Below are 20,730 nucleotides of genomic sequence, written 5' to 3'. Positions count from 1 at the left end.
TTCAAAGATCTGTGTGCTGTGTGTGTAGCGCCTTCCTTGTCCCCTTGTTGGGGTAGTGAGTGACAGGGGCATTCACTGTAGAGAACGTCTCGGCGCTATAGCCGTTACGAGCGGCACGAAGTCTCGATAAGCGCGAACAAATACAGCTTCTGCAATACGCCGTGCAAGGGCCTCGCCGGCCTGCTGCCACCGTGCAAGGAAGCGCCACATTTGCTTCCACGCAAGACACAAATCCGGCAGCTGGCACCGCGTGCCGCCTGACACACCCGACCCGAGCCGGGCATGCCTGCGTTCACTGCCGCGGAAACGGCTTGCTCAGGTAGCGCGAGCCTTTCTCACCGAAGCGCCAGGGCAGTTCGATCGCCTTCGAGATGCCGATGCGCGGCCCGACCGCGATCTCCAGCGGCGGGTGGTCGCCGGGTTGCGCCAGCAGCGCGAAGGGCGGCGCGTTCAGCGCCATGCCGCCGAAGCCAAGGTCCACACCGAGCGCCTGGCCGACCCGGCCGGGGCCTGCGCACAGCAGCCGCACGTCGTCGAGGCCGCGTCGCTCTCGCATGCGCTCGATGCCGTGGGTGGGCTCCAGCGCGCGAATCAGCACTCCGGCGCCGTGCCCGGCCTCGCGGCAGACAAAGTTCAGGCACCAGTGAATGCCGTAGGAGCGGTAGACGTAGGCGCGTCCCGGCGGGCCGAACAGCGCGGCATTGCGCGGCCGCAGGCCGCCGAAGCCGTGGGCGGCGGGCTCCGTGCTGTCGTAGGCCTCGGTCTCTACGATGCGCCCGCCCACGCCGTCGATCAGCAGGGTCACGCCGATCAGGCGGCGCGCCACCTCGAGCGACGGGCCTTCGAAGCCGATCGATCCAGCGACGGGGAGCAGGGCATCAGGAGACATGCGCGCGAATGGTAGCCGCGCCGGCGCGCTGCAGGCAGCCCAGCAGCACGCGAAACGCCGGCTCGATGTCGGCCTCCTGCACGCACGCGTACCCCAGCAACAGCCCGCGCTGTGCGCCGCCTCGGCGGTAGTAGCGCGATAGCGGGCGCGTGAGCACGCCTTGGGCCTCGGCGTCGCGCGCCACCGCCACGTCGTCGCTGCCCTCGGGCAGTTGCAGCACCAGGTGAAGCCCGGCATTGCTGGCCTGCGGATGCAGAAACGCCGGCCCCAGGTGCGTGGCGATGAGCCCCGCCAGCAGCGCGCGCCTTCGCGCATAGAGCACCCGCATGCGGCGGATGTGCGCCGCGTAGTGGCCCTGCTCGATCAGCTCGGCCAGCGCCGCCTGCGTGATGGCATGGCCTTCGCGGTACAGGTCGGCATGCGCGGTGCGAAAGGGCGCGGCCAGCGCGCGCGGCAGCACCATGTAGCCCACCCGCAGCCCCGGGAACAGCGTCTTGCTGAAGGTGCCGACGTAGATCACCGGGCTGTCGGCCTCCAGGCCCTGCATCGAGGGAATCGGCCGGCCCGCGAAGCGGAATTCGCTGTCGTAGTCGTCCTCGAAGATCCACCCGCCCGAGGCGCGCGCGTGGTCGAGCAGGGCGCGGCGGCGCGCCAGGCTCATCACCGAACCCAGCGGGTACTGGTGCGAGGGCGTCACGAAGATCAGGCGCGGCGGCGTGCCTCCGCGCGGCCAGCCGGCCTGGGGGCTTTCGTCGCCGGCCTCCACTTTCAGCGCGCGCACGCGCGTGCCGTCCATCTGCAGCACCTTGTGAAAGCCCCAGTAGCCGGGCTCTTCGACCCACACCGTGTCGCGCGGGTCCGCCAGCATGCGCAGCGACAGGTCGATGGCCTGGTGCACGCCCTCGGTCACCAGCACCTGGTTTGCGTCGCATCGCACGCTGCGCGCCACGCGCAGGTGCTCGGCAATGGCCTCGCGCAGCGCGGGGTGCCCGCCGCCGTGCGAGTAGGTCAGCAGCTCGGGCGTGGGCGCGCGCCACAGCCGCGACACGATGCGTCCGAAGGTGCGGTGCGGGAACTGCGTCACGTCGGGCACGCCGGGCATGAAGGCGCCCCATTGGCGTGGCGCGGCGGAGGCGTCGGCCACCAGCGCCTGTGCGCGCTTGGCGAGCCGCACGGTGCCGGGCGCCTCGGGCGCGACGGTGCGCGCGCGGCCGGCGCTCAGCTGGCTCTCGGGCGTGGTCGCGGCCACGAAGGTGCCGCTGCCCACGCGCGAATGCACATAGCCCTCGGCCTGCAGCTGGGCATAGGCGTGCAGTACGGTGTTGCGCGACATGGCGGTCTCGCGCGCCAGGTCGCGCGAGGCGGGCAGGGGGCTCGAAGGCGGCAGGCTGCCGTCGAGGATGGCCTCGCGCAGGCAGTCGTAGAGCTGGCGGTTCAGCGCCGTCGCCGCGGTGGCCGCGTCGGGGGCCAGGCGCTGCAGCACGAGGTCGGCACAGATGGATTTCATGCGGTTTTCAATTGGCCCCATGCGTTGTAGCAAAAGTGGATCTTTTCGGTGGGGCCAATAGGGGATTCAATCAGATCTTCCGAGCGATCACCACCCCCTTCTTTTTCAAGCGAGCCTCCATGACCACCAACAGCGAACTCAAGACCCGCCGCCTTGCCGCCACCCCGCGCGGCGTCGGCGTGATGTGCGACTTTCATGCCCAGCGCGCCGAGAACGCGAGCCTGTGGGACGTGGAGGGCCGCGAGTACATCGACTTTGCCGCCGGCATCGCGGTGCTCAACACCGGCCACCGCCACCCGAAGCTGGTCGCCGCCATCCAGGCGCAGCTGGCGAACTTCACGCACACCGCCTACCAGATCGTTCCCTACGAAAGCGTGATCTCGCTGGCCGAGCGCCTGAACGCGCTGGTGCCCATTGCGGGCCCGGTCAAGACCGCCTTCTTCACCACCGGCGCCGAGGCGCTCGAAAACGCCGTGAAGATCGCGCGCGCCCACACGGGCCGCGCCGGCGTGGTGGCCTTCGGCGGCGGCTTCCACGGCCGCACGCTCATGACGCTGGCCATGACGGGCAAGGTCGCCCCGTACAAGCTGGGCTTCGGCCCGTTCCCGGCCGACGTGTTCCATGTGCCGTTTCCGAGCGGGCTGCAGGGCGTGAGCGCGGCGGACTCGCTGGCCGCGCTGGCGCGCCTGTTCAAGACCGACATCGACCCGAAGCGCGTGGCCGCGATCGTCATCGAGCCGGTGCAGGGCGAGGGCGGTTTCAACGTCGCGCCCACCCAGCTGATGCAGGGCCTGCGCGCGCTGTGCGACGAGCACGGCATCGTGTTCATCGCCGACGAGGTGCAGAGCGGCTTCGCGCGCACCGGCAAGCTGTTCTCCATGCAGCACCATGGCGTGGAGCCCGACCTCGTCACGCTGGCCAAGAGCCTGGCGGGCGGCATGCCGCTGTCGGCGGTGTCGGGCCGTGCGCACATCATGGACGCGCCCGCACCGGGCGGCCTGGGCGGCACCTACGCGGGCAACCCGCTGGCCGTGGCCTCCGCGCACGCGGTGCTCGACGTGATCGAAGCCGAGAAGCTGTGCGACCGCGCCGCCGAGCTGGGCTCGCGCCTGGTGTCGCGGCTGCTTGACGCGAAGGAGTCGAACCAGGCCATCGCCGAAGTGCGTGCGCAGGGCTCGATGGTTGCCATCGAGCTGTGCGACCCCGCCACCGGCGCGCCCGACGCCGAAGCCGTGAAGCGCGTGCAGGCCAAGGCGATGGAGCAGGGCCTGCTGCTGCTGAGCTGCGGCATGTACGGCAACGTGATCCGCTTCCTGTACCCGCTGACCATTCCCGATGCGCTGTTCGAGCGCGCGCTGGGCATCATCGACGGCGCACTGAAGGCATGAGCGGGATCACTGCAATGAACAACACCCACGCCCTGGGCCTGAAGCGCCCCGACCTGCTGAAGCCCGCCTGCCTCATCGACGGCGAATGGACCGCCGCCGACAGCGGCGCCACGCTCGCCGTGACCGACCCCGCCACGGGCCGGCACATTGCCGACGTGCCCCGCATGGGCCGCGCCGAGACCGAGCGCGCCATTGCCGGCGCCGCCGCCGCGCTGCCCGCGTGGCGCGCACGCACCGCGCGCGAACGCGCCCAGGTGCTGCGCCGCTGGGCCGACCTGATGCTCGCGCACCAGGACGACCTGGGCCGCCTCATGACGCTGGAGCAGGGCAAGCCGCTGGCCGAAGCGCGCGGCGAAATTGCGTACGCCGCCTCGTTCATCGAATGGTTCGCCGAAGAAGCCAAGCGGGTCGACGGCGAGGTGCTGCAACCTCAGCGCGCTGGCCAGCGCATCGTGGTGCTCAAGCAGCCCATCGGTGTGTGCGCCGCCATCACGCCGTGGAATTTTCCGGCCGCGATGATCACGCGCAAGGTCGCCCCCGCGCTGGCCGCGGGCTGCACCATCGTCGTGAAGCCGGCCGAGCTCACGCCGCTGAGCGCCTTTGCGCTCGGCGTGCTGGGGCTCGAGGCCGGGCTGCCGCCGGGCGTGCTGCAGATCGTGACCGGTGACGCGCCGGCCATCGGTGCCGCGCTGTGCGAGAGCGACACCGTGCGCAAGCTCAGCTTCACCGGCTCCACCGGCGTGGGCCGCCTGCTGATGCAGCAGTGCGCGCCGACCATCAAGAAGCTGTCGCTCGAACTCGGCGGCAATGCGCCGCTGATCGTGTTCGACGACGCCGACCTGGAGCGCGCGGTCGAGGGCATCGTCGCCTCCAAGTTCCGCAACGCCGGCCAGACCTGCGTGTGCGCGAACCGCATCTACGTGCAGTCGGGCATCTACGACGCGCTCTCGCAGCGGCTGGTGCAGGCGGTGGAAGCGATGCAGGTGGGCAACGGGCTGGAAGCCGGCGTGGCGCAGGGCCCGCTGATCGATGCGCGCGCCGTGGCCAAGGTGCGCGAGCACATCGACGACGCGCTCTCGCAGGGCGCGCAGCTGCGCACCGGCGGCAAGCCGCACGTGATGGGCGGCACCTTCTTCGAGCCCACTGTGCTCACCGGCGTGACGCAGCGCATGCGCGTGGCGCGCGAGGAAACCTTCGGTCCGCTGGCGCCGCTGTTTCGCTTCGACACCGAAGAAGAAGCCATCGCGATGGCCAACGACACGGTGTTCGGCCTCGCGGCCTATGTGTTCACCGAAGACCGCCGCCGCATCTGGCGCGTGGGCGAGCAGCTGGAGACGGGCATGGTCGGCATCAACACCGGGCTCATCTCCAACGAGGTCGCGCCCTTCGGCGGCGTGAAGCAGTCGGGGCTCGGCCGCGAAGGCTCGCGCCACGGCATCGAGGACTACCTGGAGCTCAAGTACCTCTGCCTGCAGGACTGATGAATTCGCAAGGCCGTCAGCCGACGGCCTTGATGAGCCGCTCGCGCCCGGCCTTCGCCAGCATGGACGCGACCGCGCACGAGGCGAGCCGTGCCGATTCCGAATCGGCGCGGCTCGTGAGGATCACCGGCACCTTCGTGCCCAGCACGATGCCCGCGGCGTAGGCGCCGCCCAGGAAGGTGAGGCTCTTGGCGAGCATGTTGCCCGCGTCGAGGTCGGGCACGATGAGCACGTTGGCGCGGCCGGCCACCGGCGACACGATGCCCTTGATGCGCGCGGCCTCGGGGTCGATGGCGTTGTCCATGGCCAGCGGGCCGTCGAGCTGCGCGCCGGTGATCTGGCCGCGGTCGGCCATCTTGCACAGCGCGGCGGCGTCCAGCGTGGAGGGCACCTTGGGGTTGACGGTTTCCGTGGCCGACAGAATCGCCACCCGCACGGCAGGCATGTGCAGCGCATGCGCAAGGTCGATCGCGTTCTGCACGATGTCGACCTTCTCCTCGAGCGTGGGCGCGATGTTGATCGCCGCATCCGAAATGACCAGCGGCTGCGAGTGGCCCGGCACGTCCATCACGAAGCAGTGGCTGATGCGCCGCGAGGTGCGCAGGCCGCCTTCGCGGCGCACCACCGCGCCCATGAGCTCGTCGGTGTGCAGGCTGCCCTTCATCAGCGCGTCGACCTCGCCGCGCAGGGCCATGGCCACGGCGGCATCGGCGGCCGCATGGCTGTGCGGTGCGTCCACGATGTCGAAGGCCGACAGGTCGGCGCCGATGGCCGCCGCCGCGGCCTGGATGCGTTCGCGCGGGCCGACGAGCACCGGCGCAATCAGGCCCAGCCGCACGGAAGACAGCACCGCTTCGAGCGACACGTCGTTCACCGGATGCACCACGGCCACGCGCAGCGGGGGCAGGGTGCGCGCCGCGGCGATCAGGCGGTCGTAGTGGGGGTGTGCGGCGGTGGATGAAGACGCCATGCGGGCTCCGGAAAGTGGAAGAAGAAGCGGCGCGAGCGTGGGGGTCAGGACGCCCGGATCAGCGGATGCCGCAGCACACGCTCGCAGACGGTGCGCTTGTCGGTCAGCTTCGCGTGTTCCTGCAGCCACGCCTTTTCTTCGGCCGGCGTGGCGGCCTTGGTGCCGGTGGCCTTGGCGTGCGTGAGCCGCGCCACGTCGAGCGCGCGTTCGAGCGCGTTCTTGCATGGCCGGTATTTCTCGGTGGCGTCGGTCTCGGTGGGCCATTGGCCAACCTGCTTTTCCAGCGTCTTGGTGACGGTGTTGAAGGTCTTGCGCTCGGCCATGGCCCGCAGGTCGGTCACCTGGCTGGCCAGTTCGTTGAGCATGTGCTGGGAAGTCTCGGCGAGTTCACGCACCGACTCTTCGTCGGCCGCAAGCGCGTTCTGGAGACATGCCATCGTCAGGACGGCTGCGCACAGCCATCGGTTCTTGGGCGGGAACGGGAACTGCATGGCGGCAAAGCTTAGTCGATACAGTGCGGCAGGGTCATTGCATCGCAACGGCAATGCGAGACTTCGGCCGGTGGCGGCTGCACTCTTCCTTCAAGGCAACACATGAAAAAACTCACCCTGACCCTCGCGCTCCTGACCCTGTGCACCGGCGCCCTGGCGGCCGAGCTGAAGGTGCTGACCGCTGGTGCCTTCAAGCCCGTGGTGGTGGCGCTGGCCCCGGTGTTCGAACAGCGCACGGGTCACAAGCTCAGCATCGACAACGACACCACCGGCGCGCTGCAAAAGCGCATCGGCAACGGCGAGGCCTTCGACCTGGTGGTGCTCACGCCGGCCGCCATCGAGCAGCTGGGTGCGTCGGGCAAGGTGGCGGCCGGCAGCGCCGCGCGGCTCGCGCGCGTGGCCATCGGCGTGGCGGTGAAGCAGGGTGCGCCCGCGCCGGACATCTCCAATGTGGCCAGCTTCAGGCAGGCGCTGCTCGACGCACGCGCGGTCGCCTACATCGACCCGGCCGCGGGCGGCTCCAGCGGCGTGTACCTGTCGCAGCTGTTCGTGAAGATGGGCATCGCGCCGCAGATCCAGGCCAAGGCGGTGCTGGTGCCCGGCGGGCTGGTGGCGCAACGCGTGGTGAACGGCGAGGCCGACATCGCGGTGCACCAGGTCAGCGAGATCCTGGCCGTGCCGGGCGCCACGCTGGTCGGGCCGATTCCGGCGGAGGTGCAGAACTACACCGTGTACGCGGGCGCGGTGGGCTCGGCCGCACGCGACCCGTCGGCCGCGCAGGCCTTCCTGGCGCTGCTGGGCAGCGCCGAGGGGCGTGCGGTGCTGGTGCAGAAGGGCATGGAGGCGCCCTGACGCGCCCCGCCCATGCCCGGCTACAGTCGGCCGGGATCGGGCATTCACGAGAAGGAGCCGGCCATGCACATCGAGGCTTTCGACGAGGACCTGCGGCACCGTCACATCGTCCCTTTCAACCCCGCGTACGCCGAGGTGTTCCGGCAGGTGCTCGCCTTTGTTGCGCAGGGCATCGACGGCGTCGAGCTCGTGCACATCGGAAGCACGGCCATCGATGGCTTGAGGGGCAAGCCGATGGTCGACATCGCGGCCCTTTCGGGTCGTTCGGACCTGCGCGAAGAGCAGGCCGCGTTCGAGCGCCTGGGCTTCCACCGGCGCCCGGTGTGGGTCGACAAGGACGAGAAGCCCTATGTGTGCGGCAGCGTGCGGCACGAAGGACAGACCTACAACGTGAACGTGCACATCTGCCATCGGGGAGATCCGGTGCACGTCGATTCGCTGGCCTTCATCGACATCCTGCGGCGCAGGCCCGACCTGCGAGAGAGATACGAGCGTGCCAAGGATCGCGCGCACGCCATCGATCCGGCGAACCCGCAGGTCTACAACCGCGAGAAGGAAGCTGTCATCAGGCAGATTCAGGCGTCCCGCTGACCCCAAAAAAAACAGCCCGCACGAAGGCGGGCTGAATGGCCCCGATCTCGCAAAGGGCCTGTGGAGGGAGGTGTCCGCCGGAGGAATCAAGCGGACAGGGGAATGATGGCGACCGAATTGGGAGATTTTGTGGAGGCCCGTGGCGGGCGGGTGCTTGTCTACACTGCGCACGCACATCCCTCTCCACTCTCCCAAGGCAACACTCCCACCATGACCTACCAGCCCGGACTCTTCAACGGCAAGCGCGCACTCGTGGCCGGCGGAACGCAGGGCATCGGCGCCGTCATCGCCAACCACTTGGCCGCGCTCGGTGCGCAGGTCACGGCGCTGGGGCGCAGCGGCGGCGACGGCACGCTCGATGCGGCGGTCGAGCTCAGGCAGGCCGACATCGGCTCGGGCGCCGGCCTCGACGCGGCGCTGGCCGACATCGAACGGCTCGACATCGTCTTCAACTGCGCGGGCATCCTGCAGCGCGGCGCCGAGCACGACATCGAGGTGTTCGAGAAAGTGCTCGCCGTGAACCTCACCGGCACCATGCGCGTGTGCGGCGCCACGCGAGAGCGGCTGAAGGCCAGCAAGGGCTGCATCGTCAACACGGCGTCGATGCTGAGCTTTTTCGGCGGCGGCCTGGTGCCGGCCTATGCGGCCAGCAAGGGCGGGGTGGCGCAGCTCACCAAGTCCCTGGCCATCGCCTACGCGGCGGACGGCATCCGCGTGAACGCGGTGGCGCCGGGCTGGATCGCCACGCCCATGACCCAGGCGCTGCAGGACGACGCGGCGCGCGCCGGCCCCATCCTGGCGCGCACGCCCATGGGCCGCTGGGGCACGCCCGACGATGTGGCACGCGCGGCCGTGTTCCTGTGCACGCCGGCCGCATCGTTCATGACCGGCGTGATCCTGCCGGTGGACGGCGGCTACATGGTGAGTTGAGGCCGCGCGAAGCAGCGAAGGTGGCATCCTCAGGCGTATGGATAATGGCCGGCCTTCCCGGCTGTTCCAGCCGCTGGTCACTTCGATCGCACCATGCCCTCACCCCGGTCTTCTTCCGCCGCCGTGAAGCTACCCAGCAAGCACTCCCGGTGGCTCGGCGGCTGGACCGCGAAGCTGTGGCTGGCCCTGCCGTTGATTGCCTTGTCTTGCATGGCCGCCAGCCAATCGGCGACAGCGGATGCGCAACTGCAGCGCGACGGTGCGGTCCACATCACCCGGGCCGAACTGCTGTCGGTTCCCGGCACGGGCTACTCGGCCCCCGAGCGGCGCAGCGAAGACGCCGGGCTGCCGAGCGAAGGATGGAAGGCGATCAGCCTGCCGCATACGGCTGCGCGCGAGCTGGTGCCCACACCGAGCGGCGGCGTGCAGACCCTCACCGACTGGTACCGCATCGACCTGGCCGGGCTGGCGCCGTCGGCGCGGCCGCTGCTGCTCTACCTTCCGCGCTGGAAGACCCTGGGCCACATTGCGGTGTACGGCGACGGCGCGCTGCTGTATCAGTCGCACGGCAGCCCCGTGCACAACGGCTACAACCATCCGCTGCTGCTGCCGCTGAACGCGGCGGCCCACACGCCGGCGCCCACCACCGTGCTCATCCGCGTGAACCGGCTGCGCAGCAGCGGCAGCGGTTTTTCGACCGTTTGGGTGGGCGACCAGGATGCGCTGAACTGGCGCTACCAGGCGCGCCAGCTGCTGCAGGTGCAATTGCCCTTCATGGGCAGCGCCGCGTTCCTGGCGGTCGGTGCGTTCGCGTTCGCGGTGTGGGCGGGCAAGCGGCGCGAATCGCTCTACCTGCTGTTCTCGGCCATCTCGGCGCTGGCCTTCGTGCGCATGCTTCACTACTTCGTGAGCGGCGACTACCTGCCCATTTCCGACGAGTGGTTCGAATGGATGACCGTGGCTTCCATGCTGTGGTTGATCATTCTCATCCACCTGTTTCTGCAGCGCCTGCACCGGCAGCCCTCGGTGTGGCTGACCCGTTCGTCGGTGGCCCTGGCCGTGGTGTGCAATATTGGCACGCTGCCGCATGTGTCCAGGTCGGTTGCCAGCCTCTACCTGTTCACGCCGCTGCTCAACCTGGTGGTGCTGCCGGTGGCGGTGCTGATCTTCTCGGTGAACCTGCGCAAGGCCTTGCGCTCGAAGTTTCCCGAAGGGCGGCTGGTGGCGGGCTGGGCCTTCTTCACCGTGGTCTTCACCTCGTACGACGGGCTGCTGCAGAACAACCTGGTCAGCCCGGAGAGTGTGTACACGTCACCCTACGCCATCATCGGCCTGTTCTTCATCTTCTCGTACATCATGTTCCAGCGGTACACCGACGCGTTCGCCGAGGTGGGTCGCCTGAACACCGGCCTGGCGCAACGCCTGCAGGCGCGCGAAGCCGAGCTGGAGCAAAGCTACCTGCGGCTGCGCGTGATCGAGAACGAGCAGATGCTCGGTGCCGAGCGCCGGCGCCTGATGCAGGACATGCACGATGGGCTGGGCTCGTCGCTCATCAGCGCCATCCGTTCGGTGGAGCAGGGCGCCATGAACGACGCGGAGGTGTCCGGCGTGCTCAAGGGCTGCATGGACGACCTGAAGCTGGCCATCGACTCCATGGAAAGCCTGGACGCCGACCTGCTGCTGCTGTTGGCCACGCTGCGCTTTCGCCTGGCGCCGCGCATCGAGAGCGCCGGCGTGGCGCTGCGCTGGGAGGTGCAGCCCGTGCCCGCGCTGCCCTGGCTGGACCCGAGCAGCGCGCTGCACATTTTGCGGATCATGCAGGAGTGCGTGGCCAACGTGCTGCGCCACACGAGGGCCACGACCATCGGCTTCAGCACCGCCGCGGACGGCCAGGGCGTGTCGGTGGTGATCGAGGACAACGGCGCGGGCTTCGCGGTGGACCACGCCCTTCAGCGCGGCGGCCGGGGCCTTCGCAACCAGCAGCGGCGCGCGCAGGCCATCGGCGGCGCGGTGAGCTGGGAATCCGGCCTCGGTGGAACGCGCTTCACGCTGTGGCTGCCGCTTCAGCGCAAGCCCGACGCCGATCAGCCCGCGCTGCGCGGGCAGGCGCCGACTGCGGCTTAGCGAGCCGTCTTCCGCCCAAGCTCGCAGACTGCGAGATCATCTCGCCCATGGATTCACCCCAAGGCCCGCGCTGGCGCTGGCTGCCCGTCGAGGGCAGCTGGCGCTATCACCTGCTGCTGGCGGCCGTGGGCATGTGCGTGCTGGGGCCGTTGGCCGGCGTGACCGCGGCCTACATGAACCTCTCGCTGGGCTTCTTCGTCGGCGGCCAGGTGCTGGCGGGCCTGCTCGGCTCCGTCGTCACCGCGGGCTATGGCGCCAGTGGGCGGCACGGCGCCAACTACATCCAGACCGCCGCCGCCTCGGTCGCCAGCATGAGCGGCCTGGGCGTGCTGCTGCAGGCCATGGCGTGGATGGGGCTGCCGCAGCCGCCGGCCTGGCAGATGGTGCTGTACCTGGCCTGCGTCGGCATGTTCGGCGTCGGCGTGGGCATGCTCTACACGCCGGTGCTGGTCGACCGCATGCGCCTGGCGTTTCCGTCGGGGCTGGCGGTGGCCAACATCCTGCGGGCGCTGACCGACCCCGCGCTGCTGCGGCGTTCGGTGCGCCAGCTCGGCGGGGGCATGGGTCTCGGGCTGATGACCGGGCTGGCCGCGGCACGCCTGCCCTGGCTGGGCGCCATCGGGTTGTCGGCATCGACCTTCGGCGCGGGGCTGGTGGTGGGCGCGCGCATCGGCATTCCCGCGGTGATGGGAGGCCTGATCGGCGTGGCACTGCAGCCGTATTTCGTCTCGATCGGCTGGCTCCAGGCCGGCGACCCGCCGCGCAAGATCATGTTTCTCATTGCCCTGGGCGCAATCATGGGCGCCGCCCTGGTGGACATGGCACTCATCTTTGCGCGGGCGCTGCCGCACGCGCGGCGCCAGGCCGCGCTCGATGCGCCGCAGCCCGTCGCCGGTGCGGGGCTGCGCATCGACGGCAGGCGCCTCGTGCTGTGGGTGGTGTTCTGGGCGGGCGCCACCGTGGCCTGCGGCCACTGGCTGCTGGGGCAGCCCGTGTTCTTTCTTGTGGTGGCGGTGGCGCTGGTCTTCGTGTTCGCGCTGGTCAACGGCATCTCGGTGGGCGTGAGCGACGCCAACCCGATCTCGTCGGCGTTCGTCGTCACCATCGTCATCCTTGCCGCCCTGGGCCTGCGCGACCCCGGCGTGGGCCTGATGGCCGGTGCGGTGCTGCTGGTGGCGACCGGCGTGGCCTGCGACATGCAGCAAGACCGCTCCACCGGCTGGCGCCTGGGCACCTCGCGCGTGGTGCAGTTCCGCTACCAGGTGCTGGGTGTCGTGGTGGGCGCCGTGCTGGCCGTGGTGTTCGCGAAGCTCTTCATGGCCGCCTACCCCGTGCTGCTGCAGGACCAGACCGTGCTGAAGGCCGACCAGCAGCCGGCCGAGTGGAGCTCGGCCATGACCTACAAGTTCGTCGGCGTGCTGCGCAGCCTGACCACCGACCTGCCGTTCCAGCGCACGGCCATCGGCGTGGGCATGGCGGCGGGCCTGGCGATCGAGGTGCTGCGCAAGTGGCTGCGTCCGCGCAGCTTCGTGCTCGACGCGATCGTTTTGCCGTCGCCGTATGCGCTGTCTTTCGGCGGCTTCGTCAGCCTGCCCACGTCGCTGTGGCTCGGCGCGGGCGGGGTCGCAGGCAGCGTGTGGGCGCATCGTGCGCCCGCGCGGCCCGATGCGCCGCAGGACATGAGCGGCGCGTCGCTGTTCGGTGGCGGCCTGATCGCCGGCGATGCGCTGGCGGCGGTGGGACTGGGGGTAGTGAGCTTGCTCGCGGTGCTGGCCTGAACGGGCCGCCGGCCGACGTGCTTTCGAGCGCGGGCGGCGCAGCAATGCGTGACCGTGTCAGCGCAAACCCGCCCCTTCGTCCTTCGAGAGCTTGGTGAACGACAGCAGCGACAGCAGCGTCATCGCCCCCACCACGCCGAAGGCCGGAGAAAAATCGGCCGCCGTCAGCTGGGCGCCGCTGCCGTGCCACCACGCCGCCAGCGTGACGAGCGAGGCGCCCAGCGTCACGCCCAGGCTCAATGACAGCTGCTGCGCCATGCTGTTCAGCGTGGCCGCATGGCTCATGCGGGGCTTGGGAATCTGCGAGAAGCCCAGCGTTTGCAGCGACACCATCACCATGGAGTTCACCAGCCCGCCGAACAGCAGCGTGATGAAGATCTGCACATGCGGCGTGGTCGGACGGAAGTAGCCGTAGCTCACATAGCAAAGGCAGGTGAGGCAGGTGGCGCCCACCAGCAGCGAGCGGAACCCGACCGTGCGAATTGCCCGGGCCATGACCGTGCGCGTGGCCAGCGAGCCCAGCGCCGTGGCCATCGTCAGGCTGCCCGAGGCCAGCGGCGACAGCCCGAAGCCCAGTTGCAGCATCAGCGGCAGCAGGAACGGCGAGGCACCGATGGCAATGCGCAGCGGTGTGCCGCCGACGATCGACGCGCGGTACGTCGAGAAGCGCAAGATGCCCAGGTCGATCAGCGGACTGGCCTTGTGGCGGCTTCGCAGGTGATACACCAGCGAGGCCAGCGCACCGAAGCCCGCCAGCGCCCAGATGGCCGGCACCGGCAGCAGCGCCTTGCCCACCATCTCCAGGCTGCCCAGCAGCGCGGTGAGCCCCACGGCCAGCAGCACGAAGCCTTCGATGTCGAAGGGCGCGGGCGCGCTGTCTTCGGGCAGGTCGCTGTTGATGAAGCGCAGCGCCCCGGCAATGGCGAGCAGGCCGAAGGGAATGTTGACGAGAAAGATCCACCGCCACGAGGTGAGCGTGACGATGGCGCCGCCGAACAGCGGCCCGGCCAGCCGGCCGAACGCGGGCGGCACGGTGAACCACACCATGGCCGACACCATCTGCGCGGGCGGCACGCTGCGCAGCAGGATGAGCCTGCCCACCGGCAGCATCATCGCGCCGCCCAGCCCCTGCAGCACGCGGAACGCGATCAGCTGCGGCAGCGTCTGCGCGGCGCCGCACAGGGTGGAGCCCAGCGAGAAGAACGCCACCGCCACGCAGAACACCCGCCGGGCGCCGAAGCGCTCGGCCAGCCAGCCGCTCACCGGCAGGAACACGGCCAGGCTCAGCAGGTAGGAGGTGATGGCCAGGTTCAGGTGCAGCACGCTGACGTCGAGCGCGCCGGCGATGGTCGGCAGGGCGGTGGCCATCACCGAGGTGTCGAGGTTCTGCAGGAAGAGCGGGGAGGCGACGATGAGCGGGACGATGCGGTTGCGGGGGGGCATGGGGGCATTGTCCGGGACGCGAATTAGGCGACGCTTCGCGGGCTGGCTGCCGCGTATGGGTGTGGCAATCGCTTGAAAATCGACCCGGGTAGACTCCGCGGCTTTTCCTTTCCGCAGAGGAGCGACCCGCGATGGATGTACTGGACACCGGCCCCTACTACCACGGCACGCGGGCGGACCTCCAGGTGGGCGACCTGCTCACCGCAGGCTTCCGGTCGAACTACGACGGCCGCGTCGTCATGAATCACATCTACTTCACCGCCTTGCCAAAGGGCGCCGGGCTGGCCGCCGAAATGGCGAAGGGCGAAGGCCGTGGCCGCGTCTACATCGTCGAACCCACGGGTGCCTTCGAGAACGACCCCAACGTCACCGACAAGAAGTTTCCGGGCAACCCCACACGCTCGTACCGCAGCCGGGAGCCGCTTCGGATCGTCGGCGAACTGGCCACCTGGGAGCTCTTCGATGCGGAGTACGTACGGCAACTCAGGGAGCGTGTGCGCGTGGGCATGGGGGAGATCATCAACTGACACCCGCCGGCAAGTGCGCTGGGAAGCGATCCGAAATGGGCTGGGTTGTTGATCGCCGTGGGGCCCTCGCAGTCACCGCTGTGCGGCAGAACTCGGCCAGAATCGGCCGCAGCATCGAACCTCTTTCTGGCAGTGTCTTCCGGGACTTGCTGCTCAACGCCAGTTAGATGTCACCTAGTCCCTTCGGGCCCGTTCTTCCGCCTCATTCTCTCGACATCAAATGGTCGCAACCATTCTCGTTGGCATGCTGTGCGCACACCTGTTGTGCTTCTCGGCGATGTTCTTTCTCATCAGCAAGCGCCTGCACGGCAAGAAGATGGGGATGGATTTCTTTGCGACGGGCAATCTGTTGCTGGGTTTGGCATATGCGCTGCAATTTGCCGAAGGAGGTCCCACCTGGAGTTTGATGAGCGTCATCAATCACACGCTCACACTCGCTGCGCCGGTGGCGTATTGGCTGGGTGCCATGCGCTTCTTTGGCCGAGCGGTTCCGTTGTGGCGCCCGCTGTTTGCAGTTGCCGGTGCCTACGTCGTGGCGCAGATGCTGGTGCAATGGAGCTTAGGCCCCGTCGCCCGGTACGCCATGCTCTCAGGGATGTCGGCGCTGCTGTTCCTGGTCATGACCATCACCGTGATCTATGGCGTGCTCACATTTGCCAGGGACCTGTACGGAGAGATGATATTTTTTGCGCTGCTGATCAGCGGCATCTGCATCCTCAACACCGTCAAGTTCGTGCATCTTCTGGGCACGGGGTTGGACTCACTGCGCATGAGCGGAAATTTCCAGCTGGTGTTCTACGTCTACATGTCATTCCTGGCCACCGTGCTGCCGCCTTCGATTGTCTGGTTGGTGTTGCGCCGCTTGTCCGATGACTTGCGCAACCTGGCCGCGCGCGACCCCCTGACAAAGCTGCTCAATCGCCGCGGACTCACGGAGGCGCTGCAACGATATTTCAAATCGCGCACGGCCGTTTCGGCCTATGTGGTGATGGCCGACGTGGACCACTTCAAGCGCATCAACGACCGCTATGGTCACCAAGCTGGGGACGAGGTGCTGTGCCATGTGGCGGAGGTACTGCGTGCCCATGTTCGTGGGAGCGATCTGGCGGTCCGCAACGGCGGAGAAGAGTTCGTTGTCATCTGCATGAACACCGACGTTCGGGGAGTCACGCACTTGGCGGAGCGCTTGCGCTCGGCCATCGAAAATTCGACAACTGTTGTCCATGGGATCGACCCCCCGCTGAAATGCACGATCACGATCGGGATTTCGCACGCCTTCACGGGGGCAGATGCTCTGGGAAATGCCCTGAAAGAAGCCGACGCGGCCCTCTACCATGGCAAAGCCGCCGGGCGCAACCGGGTCGAACTTGCGGGAGCCACCTTCTGCGATGTCCCCGCATCGATTCACGTCCCGTAGGGAGTGGGTCGCGTTTGGAGAGTTTGGCAACGTGACAAGGTCGGCAATTAAATTGGAGATGCGGGCGACCGCTTAGAGCAATGCGATGCAGACCTCGCTTCAGCCACGGTCGGCCATGAAAAGACACCCAGAAACGCGAGCTATCGAATGATCGACTGGAAAGTAACCGTTGGCGGGCAACTGCCGCCGGACTTCACGAGGCGGAGAGTTGGTCTTCCTTGGTGATTGATTGGTCGCCTTCGGTGGCTCGCCACTTCTGGAAAAATTCGGCCAGGAAACGGCCTGTCGTCGCGTACTAGATAAAGGAGGCAAGGTATGGGAATGTGGGCTTTTGAACCTTGGGACAACGATGCCGCTGCCGATTGGTTTGGCAATCTCATGGATTCGACCAAGTTAAGGGATAAGTGGCTCGAGGGAATCAAGGCCGATGCAACTGACGAACCAGAAGTCGTGCGTGCTGCGGGCGCTCTGTTCGTCATGCTCGGTCGTGTCTACGTATGGCCGATTCACAACTACGACGAGGATCTGGAGTTGGCCATCGAAGCCATGTCCAAGATTGTTAGCGCCGAGTCTTTTGAGGAAACTCCGGAACTCGTCGCCCTCGTCGAGAAAGAAATATCTGAATTGAAAGCCAGGCGAAAACCAGAACAACGATAGCGGTAGCGGCTTTCACACGCGTGGATGGGATGCCAGCTTTCGGCAAATCATGCGGCTACAGTCGGCCAGGACCGGTCGGTCGCGCCAGTGGTCAAAATCCAGTCACAGCAGAGGAACAAATTGACCAACGACGGCTGCACGACTACATGCAAGGGAGGCAGGTGAAGCAAGCCAAGACAGTGTGGGCATATACGCTATTCGGGCACAACGACAACTCTTACATGTTGGGCGACGAAACCTACGAGCCCGATGATCAAATCGGTGAATGGCGCTTCGGAGTCGTGGGGCGACCTCATCCGGCGACTTGCCCGGCATGCGGCGTAAAGGTCGATGCCCTCTACATCGGTCCCGAGTACCGCGTGAAGAAGCGTCGTAGGGACATCACCGCTACGTATGACGGCTATATCCTGGTGTCAGAACGCCTGCGCAGGGTGCTCCAGGAGGGCGGTGCTACGAAAGAAGACTTTATTGCGCTACCGGCGGACCCGGATTTCTACTGGCTGCGCCCGCAAAAAGCACTGGAATATTCGGCGGCTGAACGTGCAAAACGCTGCCCAGCGTGCGGGCAGTTTTTCGATGAAGTAGTCCCCATCCCGTTGTTTCTGGGCAAACTTGTCGAACCCATCGCAGCGGGGGTCTATCGCTCCTCCCTCGAGTTCGGCTCAGTGCCTCTTAAGGCCTTTCAAGTCGTCGTAGGGTTGCGTACCGCGCTCGCGATAAAGGCAAACTCCTTAGTGGGTATCGATCTTGAGGAACTTCGAAGTAGCTGACGACTGTCTGGTAAGGATAACGCCGTACGGCTCCATCTGACCTTTGGCTTCCCCTGCCTTCGACTTCCATCGGCCAGAACCAGCCAGTCGCGCTGCAGGGAAAAATCCGGCCGCGAGCAGCCCATCCGATTAGGCTGACACATCCAACAATTCAGCACGATGAATGACGAAGACACCGAGCTTTCACCCGCTGAAAGCGAACGGCTCGCCAGGCTGCCTCAAGGCGTGCTGGCGCGCATCGATGCGGCAATTCTTTCTCAAGTCTCCGACGATTGGAGGAAGGTCGCACGCGTGGTCGGGATGGCGATGCTTTCGATGCCTGACCGCCTGAGCGGAATTCCTGATGTCTTCTTCGTGAAGCGGCTCGCGCTGCTCGTCGAGTCTGGTCAACTTGAGTCGCAAGGCAGCCTACGGCGCATGCGCTTTAGCGAAGTACGGCGCCGGCGTGCCTGACGGCAGACGGCCATCAACGGTCCTTCGCAACGCTGTTTCTTCGAGCACCCGCATCAACCGAGGGTAGATTTGAAATCCATCTCCGTCCAGGTACAACCTGAGAGGTCGCCGGGCATAGACATCGCTCGGCTGACCGACCTGTTCACCGAGTTGGCGAGTCGTGTAGACCTTGTCCGGCACCACGCATTTCAGAGCGGAGAAGACAGCGGGGCCTACTTCAATTTCACTTTCGGAACTGAGCAGCCTGGAGAATTGTGGCGCACGATGCTTGCGCTGATTTACGAAGCTCCAGAGCACAAGGTGCACATGGCGGTTGCATCCATGGCTATGTGTTCAGGCGAATCCGGGTGGGACACATACGTCCAGCTCTTTCATTGGGACCCACTTGTGCCTGTTGTTTCAGCGGCCGAACTGCAGAAATCCATCTGAATCGCTCGACCTGGACCTCGACGTCGGAGACGGTGCTCGGACCAATGCTGAAGGCAAGGCGATGGAGGTCCGCTCTGGAGAAACCTGTACAGCCGGTTCGGGCCCGAACGCGACGGTCAGTCATCGCGATCTAAGTACCGCAGCCGCGCTGACCCGCCGACCGCGGTGCAGGCGTAAAGCACCCCCCGTGCTTGGCCGGATGAGGGAAAGGTGGCAGCGTATCGAAGTGCGCCTCCTTTCTGTCCTCAGCTGGCCGGCATCAAGCTCGACTTCAATTGCACCCGCTCAAGCCCTATGTCGCGAGGCGAAGCGGCTCATTCATTCAATCAATCAATTTGTAGCCGGTGTTCGACGTGCGATGCCTTCCTCGCCTCACAGGCAGGGCTTTGAGTGAAAAGGGCATTCACGATTGAGAAAGGCGGCCCGGCCCGAAAAACAAATGCGCCGGAAATTCTCGATTCGCCCGACTCAATGCAGCCCGGCGAAGGTAGAAATTTCATGGCTCACACAGATGCCCGCTCCAAGGCACGAACAGGTAGCCGTTCGACGCCTCTTGCAGTGCGGCTTGCACTTCGATGAGCGTGTTGATCTCGTCGAGCGCTTCGTCCAGGTCGTCGATCTCTATCTCGAAACGTGCCGTGCACTCGCGCATTGCCGCTTCGTGCGGCGTACCCACGGCGATCTCGCGCGCCTCCGTTTGAACGTACGGTGCGCTCGAAACGCGAATGCAAAACGGTGGAGACTCCGCACTGCTCGCAACCAACACGTCGGGCAATTGCGAAACATCGAGGCCATGCTCACGCAGCGAAGAAGCTGCCCCCGCCAGATCGCATGTGCCGGCCCGAAAAAATACCATGCAGACTTCCGTCATTTCAACGCTCCTCCAAGCCTGGAAATCGTTCGGCAATGTAGCCCACACCTATCGCTTCCCTGCGCCGTAAAACCATGAAAAGCATTCGCCGGCTCCTGCCTTTCTTTCCCCTGTTGTGGCTCGCCGCGTCCGCGCACTGTCTGGCCGCCTCGGGCATCGAGGGCATGCGTTCCAATGACGCGGTCCACGGCCTCTACGAAATACGCGAAGCGGCGCGTGAATTCATCGCCCGCGAGAACGCCAGGACCCACGGCACTTGGAAAGCGATGGAGCCGAACCTCAAGGTTCTGGTGCCGAGGTGCGCGGTGCCTTTGACGGCGCGGTGGGGCTCCATCCGCTGGTTCTCGAACACGAAGGGCGGCGAGCTGTCGGAGCACAGCCGCCGCGTGATTTCGGTGGTCTGCACGCGGGCGGTGAACTCCGCGCAGAAGTGGGACGTGCACGTGCCCGTCACCCAGCAACGCAGCCAGGCCGCACGGCCCTAATTCGGCAGGTAGGGCCTGATGTTGCCGAGTGCGTTGGCCACGTACGCTTCTTTCTCGCCCACGGGCGCCACGTAGTGCAGCGCCGCCGCCGCGGCCTCCAGCCCTTCGGTGCGGGCGATGATCCAGCCGGCCAGGTAGGGCGCGGCAAAGCACCCGCCCGCGGTGGCCACGTTGTCCCGTGCGTAGAAGGGCTGGTTCAGCACTTCCACCCCCGCTTCCTGCACCCACGGCTTGGTGGTCAGGTCGGTGCATGCCGGCACGCTGCCCACGAGCCCGAGCTTGGCCAGGATCAAGGTGCCGGAGCATTGGGCGGCAATCAGCTGGCGCGCGGGGTCGAGCGCCAGGCGCGCCATCAACTCGGGGTTGCCGACGACCTCCCGCGTCTTGCTTCCGCTGCCGATGACGACGGCATCCGCATGGCGCGCTTCTTCCAGCAAGGACTGCGCGTGCACCGTCACACCGTTCATCGACGTGACCTGCGGGCTCGGGCAGCACAGGGTCACGCGCCAGCCCGGCGTCTTGATGCGGTGGAGCACACCGAGCGCGATGAGCGAGTCGAGTTCGTTGAAGCCTTCGAAGGTGAGGATGGCGATGTGCATGGCGAGGGGGCGTGTTGGGGTTGGGGCGCGGAAGGTGCTCATCGTAGGCAAGCCGCTCCATACAATCAAAAAATTGTC

The 20,730-nt window shown here is 66.9% G+C and carries 21 protein-coding genes; 14 read left to right on the top strand and 7 right to left on the bottom strand.

Going from position 1 to position 20,730, the window contains the following annotated elements; all coding sequences use genetic code 11:
• Positions 1-292: 292 nt before the first annotated feature.
• Both AC0IYU_RS15530 and pdxR read right to left on the bottom strand, forming a co-directional pair.
• Positions 293-889: a DNA-3-methyladenine glycosylase gene (locus tag AC0IYU_RS15530; protein WP_472118428.1), complete on the bottom strand. Its 597-nt coding sequence runs from the start codon at positions 887-889 to the stop codon at positions 293-295.
• Positions 879-2,396 (bottom strand): MocR-like pyridoxine biosynthesis transcription factor PdxR, encoded by a 1,518-nt coding sequence (gene pdxR / locus AC0IYU_RS15525; RefSeq protein ID WP_472118425.1) that lies wholly within the window; start codon positions 2,394-2,396, stop codon positions 879-881. Before pdxR ends, AC0IYU_RS15530 begins: the two co-directional genes overlap by 11 nt.
• A 119-nt stretch (positions 2,397-2,515) precedes the next feature.
• Here pdxR and AC0IYU_RS15520 point away from each other — a divergent pair, with 119 nt between their 5' ends.
• Both AC0IYU_RS15520 and AC0IYU_RS15515 read left to right on the top strand, forming a co-directional pair.
• The gene (locus tag AC0IYU_RS15520) at positions 2,516-3,784 is read left to right on the top strand and encodes a 4-aminobutyrate--2-oxoglutarate transaminase (RefSeq protein WP_472118422.1); all 1,269 of its coding nucleotides are present in this window, start codon (positions 2,516-2,518) and stop codon (positions 3,782-3,784) included.
• A gap of 14 nt (positions 3,785-3,798) precedes the next feature.
• The gene (locus tag AC0IYU_RS15515; protein ID WP_472118420.1) at positions 3,799-5,265 is read left to right on the top strand and encodes an NAD-dependent succinate-semialdehyde dehydrogenase; all 1,467 of its coding nucleotides are present in this window, start codon (positions 3,799-3,801) and stop codon (positions 5,263-5,265) included.
• A gap of 16 nt (positions 5,266-5,281) precedes the next feature.
• On the opposite strand, the gene AC0IYU_RS15510 is transcribed toward AC0IYU_RS15515, so the two are convergent.
• Both AC0IYU_RS15510 and AC0IYU_RS15505 read right to left on the bottom strand, forming a co-directional pair.
• Positions 5,282-6,235, bottom strand: coding sequence for a phosphate acetyltransferase (locus AC0IYU_RS15510; protein ID WP_472118417.1), 954 nt, complete (start codon positions 6,233-6,235; stop codon positions 5,282-5,284).
• A gap of 44 nt (positions 6,236-6,279) precedes the next feature.
• The gene (locus AC0IYU_RS15505; protein WP_472118414.1) at positions 6,280-6,726 is read right to left on the bottom strand and encodes a hypothetical protein; all 447 of its coding nucleotides are present in this window, start codon (positions 6,724-6,726) and stop codon (positions 6,280-6,282) included.
• Between the two features lie 102 nt (positions 6,727-6,828).
• Here AC0IYU_RS15505 and AC0IYU_RS15500 point away from each other — a divergent pair, with 102 nt between their 5' ends.
• The 5 genes from AC0IYU_RS15500 (at position 6,829) to AC0IYU_RS15480 (ending at position 13,001) form a co-directional block, all read left to right on the top strand.
• Positions 6,829-7,578 carry a molybdate ABC transporter substrate-binding protein gene (locus AC0IYU_RS15500; RefSeq protein ID WP_472118411.1) on the top strand — a complete coding sequence of 250 codons (750 nt, stop codon included), beginning with the start codon at positions 6,829-6,831 and terminating at the stop codon, positions 7,576-7,578.
• A 12-nt stretch (positions 7,579-7,590) separates the two neighbouring features.
• Positions 7,591-8,169, top strand: coding sequence for a GrpB family protein (locus AC0IYU_RS15495; protein ID WP_472118408.1), 579 nt, complete (start codon positions 7,591-7,593; stop codon positions 8,167-8,169).
• Between the two features lie 210 nt (positions 8,170-8,379).
• Positions 8,380-9,099 carry an SDR family NAD(P)-dependent oxidoreductase gene (locus tag AC0IYU_RS15490; protein WP_472118405.1) on the top strand — a complete coding sequence of 240 codons (720 nt, stop codon included), beginning with the start codon at positions 8,380-8,382 and terminating at the stop codon, positions 9,097-9,099.
• A gap of 93 nt (positions 9,100-9,192) precedes the next feature.
• Positions 9,193-11,223 carry a sensor histidine kinase gene (locus AC0IYU_RS15485; RefSeq protein ID WP_472118402.1) on the top strand — a complete coding sequence of 677 codons (2,031 nt, stop codon included), beginning with the start codon at positions 9,193-9,195 and terminating at the stop codon, positions 11,221-11,223.
• Between the two features lie 47 nt (positions 11,224-11,270).
• Positions 11,271-13,001 carry an OPT/YSL family transporter gene (locus AC0IYU_RS15480; protein WP_472118399.1) on the top strand — a complete coding sequence of 577 codons (1,731 nt, stop codon included), beginning with the start codon at positions 11,271-11,273 and terminating at the stop codon, positions 12,999-13,001.
• Between the two features lie 57 nt (positions 13,002-13,058).
• Here the strand turns inward: AC0IYU_RS15480 and AC0IYU_RS15475 are convergent, their stop codons facing one another.
• Positions 13,059-14,444: an MFS transporter gene (locus AC0IYU_RS15475; protein ID WP_472118396.1), complete on the bottom strand. Its 1,386-nt coding sequence runs from the start codon at positions 14,442-14,444 to the stop codon at positions 13,059-13,061.
• A gap of 131 nt (positions 14,445-14,575) precedes the next feature.
• Here AC0IYU_RS15475 and arr point away from each other — a divergent pair, with 131 nt between their 5' ends.
• The 6 genes from arr (at position 14,576) to AC0IYU_RS15445 (ending at position 18,697) form a co-directional block, all read left to right on the top strand.
• A complete protein-coding gene (gene arr, locus AC0IYU_RS15470) occupies positions 14,576-14,971 on the top strand; it encodes an NAD(+)--rifampin ADP-ribosyltransferase (protein WP_435485841.1) in 396 nt (131 codons plus the stop codon).
• A gap of 220 nt (positions 14,972-15,191) precedes the next feature.
• A complete protein-coding gene (locus AC0IYU_RS15465; protein ID WP_472118393.1) occupies positions 15,192-16,388 on the top strand; it encodes a GGDEF domain-containing protein in 1,197 nt (398 codons plus the stop codon).
• A 315-nt stretch (positions 16,389-16,703) separates the two neighbouring features.
• On the top strand, positions 16,704-17,045 hold the full coding sequence (locus tag AC0IYU_RS15460) for a hypothetical protein (RefSeq protein WP_472118390.1): 342 nt from the start codon (positions 16,704-16,706) through the stop codon (positions 17,043-17,045).
• A gap of 221 nt (positions 17,046-17,266) precedes the next feature.
• Complete coding sequence (locus AC0IYU_RS15455; protein ID WP_472118387.1) at positions 17,267-17,815, top strand: hypothetical protein; 549 nt, start codon at positions 17,267-17,269, stop codon at positions 17,813-17,815.
• A gap of 159 nt (positions 17,816-17,974) precedes the next feature.
• The gene (locus AC0IYU_RS15450) at positions 17,975-18,268 is read left to right on the top strand and encodes a DUF3658 domain-containing protein (protein WP_472118384.1); all 294 of its coding nucleotides are present in this window, start codon (positions 17,975-17,977) and stop codon (positions 18,266-18,268) included.
• Between the two features lie 69 nt (positions 18,269-18,337).
• The gene (locus AC0IYU_RS15445) at positions 18,338-18,697 is read left to right on the top strand and encodes a hypothetical protein (protein WP_472118381.1); all 360 of its coding nucleotides are present in this window, start codon (positions 18,338-18,340) and stop codon (positions 18,695-18,697) included.
• A gap of 496 nt (positions 18,698-19,193) precedes the next feature.
• Here AC0IYU_RS15445 and AC0IYU_RS15440 read toward each other — a convergent pair whose 3' ends face one another.
• Positions 19,194-19,568: a hypothetical protein gene (locus tag AC0IYU_RS15440; protein ID WP_472118378.1), complete on the bottom strand. Its 375-nt coding sequence runs from the start codon at positions 19,566-19,568 to the stop codon at positions 19,194-19,196.
• A 74-nt stretch (positions 19,569-19,642) separates the two neighbouring features.
• Between AC0IYU_RS15440 and AC0IYU_RS15435 the strand changes: the two genes are divergently transcribed.
• Positions 19,643-20,053 carry a hypothetical protein gene (locus tag AC0IYU_RS15435; RefSeq protein WP_472118374.1) on the top strand — a complete coding sequence of 137 codons (411 nt, stop codon included), beginning with the start codon at positions 19,643-19,645 and terminating at the stop codon, positions 20,051-20,053.
• Here AC0IYU_RS15435 and AC0IYU_RS15430 read toward each other — a convergent pair.
• Entirely contained in the window at positions 20,050-20,652 is a 603-nt protein-coding gene (locus AC0IYU_RS15430) for a DJ-1/PfpI family protein (RefSeq protein ID WP_472118371.1), read from the bottom strand. The two genes, AC0IYU_RS15435 and AC0IYU_RS15430, sit on opposite strands and share 4 nt — an antisense overlap.
• Positions 20,653-20,730: the final 78 nt, after the last annotated feature.

Source organism: Variovorax sp. AC103 (assembly GCF_979254005.1).
Note: the sequence above shows the minus strand (reverse complement) of the source record. Positions and strands in the feature narration are given on the sequence as shown.

What these genes read in the sequence shown, in the direction of transcription:
- AC0IYU_RS15435 (WP_472118374.1), top strand. Translation starts at nt 19,643, where the DNA reads ATGAAAAGCATTCGCCGGCTCCTGCCTTTCTTTCCCCTGTTGTGGCTC.
- arr (WP_435485841.1), top strand. Translation starts at nt 14,576, where the DNA reads ATGGATGTACTGGACACCGGCCCCTACTACCACGGCACGCGGGCGGAC.
- AC0IYU_RS15430 (WP_472118371.1), bottom strand. Translation starts at nt 20,652, where the DNA reads ATGCACATCGCCATCCTCACCTTCGAAGGCTTCAACGAACTCGACTCG.
- AC0IYU_RS15485 (WP_472118402.1), top strand. Translation starts at nt 9,193, where the DNA reads ATGCCCTCACCCCGGTCTTCTTCCGCCGCCGTGAAGCTACCCAGCAAG.
- pdxR (WP_472118425.1), bottom strand. Translation starts at nt 2,396, where the DNA reads ATGAAATCCATCTGTGCCGACCTCGTGCTGCAGCGCCTGGCCCCCGAC.
- AC0IYU_RS15495 (WP_472118408.1), top strand. Translation starts at nt 7,591, where the DNA reads ATGCCCGGCTACAGTCGGCCGGGATCGGGCATTCACGAGAAGGAGCCG.
- AC0IYU_RS15465 (WP_472118393.1), top strand. Translation starts at nt 15,192, where the DNA reads ATGGTCGCAACCATTCTCGTTGGCATGCTGTGCGCACACCTGTTGTGC.
- AC0IYU_RS15510 (WP_472118417.1), bottom strand. Translation starts at nt 6,235, where the DNA reads ATGGCGTCTTCATCCACCGCCGCACACCCCCACTACGACCGCCTGATC.
- AC0IYU_RS15505 (WP_472118414.1), bottom strand. Translation starts at nt 6,726, where the DNA reads ATGCAGTTCCCGTTCCCGCCCAAGAACCGATGGCTGTGCGCAGCCGTC.
- AC0IYU_RS15475 (WP_472118396.1), bottom strand. Translation starts at nt 14,444, where the DNA reads ATGCCCCCCCGCAACCGCATCGTCCCGCTCATCGTCGCCTCCCCGCTC.
- AC0IYU_RS15460 (WP_472118390.1), top strand. Translation starts at nt 16,704, where the DNA reads ATGGGAATGTGGGCTTTTGAACCTTGGGACAACGATGCCGCTGCCGAT.
- AC0IYU_RS15530 (WP_472118428.1), bottom strand. Translation starts at nt 889, where the DNA reads ATGTCTCCTGATGCCCTGCTCCCCGTCGCTGGATCGATCGGCTTCGAA.
- AC0IYU_RS15520 (WP_472118422.1), top strand. Translation starts at nt 2,516, where the DNA reads ATGACCACCAACAGCGAACTCAAGACCCGCCGCCTTGCCGCCACCCCG.
- AC0IYU_RS15490 (WP_472118405.1), top strand. Translation starts at nt 8,380, where the DNA reads ATGACCTACCAGCCCGGACTCTTCAACGGCAAGCGCGCACTCGTGGCC.
- AC0IYU_RS15480 (WP_472118399.1), top strand. Translation starts at nt 11,271, where the DNA reads ATGGATTCACCCCAAGGCCCGCGCTGGCGCTGGCTGCCCGTCGAGGGC.
- AC0IYU_RS15440 (WP_472118378.1), bottom strand. Translation starts at nt 19,568, where the DNA reads ATGACGGAAGTCTGCATGGTATTTTTTCGGGCCGGCACATGCGATCTG.
- AC0IYU_RS15500 (WP_472118411.1), top strand. Translation starts at nt 6,829, where the DNA reads ATGAAAAAACTCACCCTGACCCTCGCGCTCCTGACCCTGTGCACCGGC.
- AC0IYU_RS15515 (WP_472118420.1), top strand. Translation starts at nt 3,799, where the DNA reads ATGAACAACACCCACGCCCTGGGCCTGAAGCGCCCCGACCTGCTGAAG.
- AC0IYU_RS15450 (WP_472118384.1), top strand. Translation starts at nt 17,975, where the DNA reads ATGAATGACGAAGACACCGAGCTTTCACCCGCTGAAAGCGAACGGCTC.
- AC0IYU_RS15455 (WP_472118387.1), top strand. Translation starts at nt 17,267, where the DNA reads ATGTTGGGCGACGAAACCTACGAGCCCGATGATCAAATCGGTGAATGG.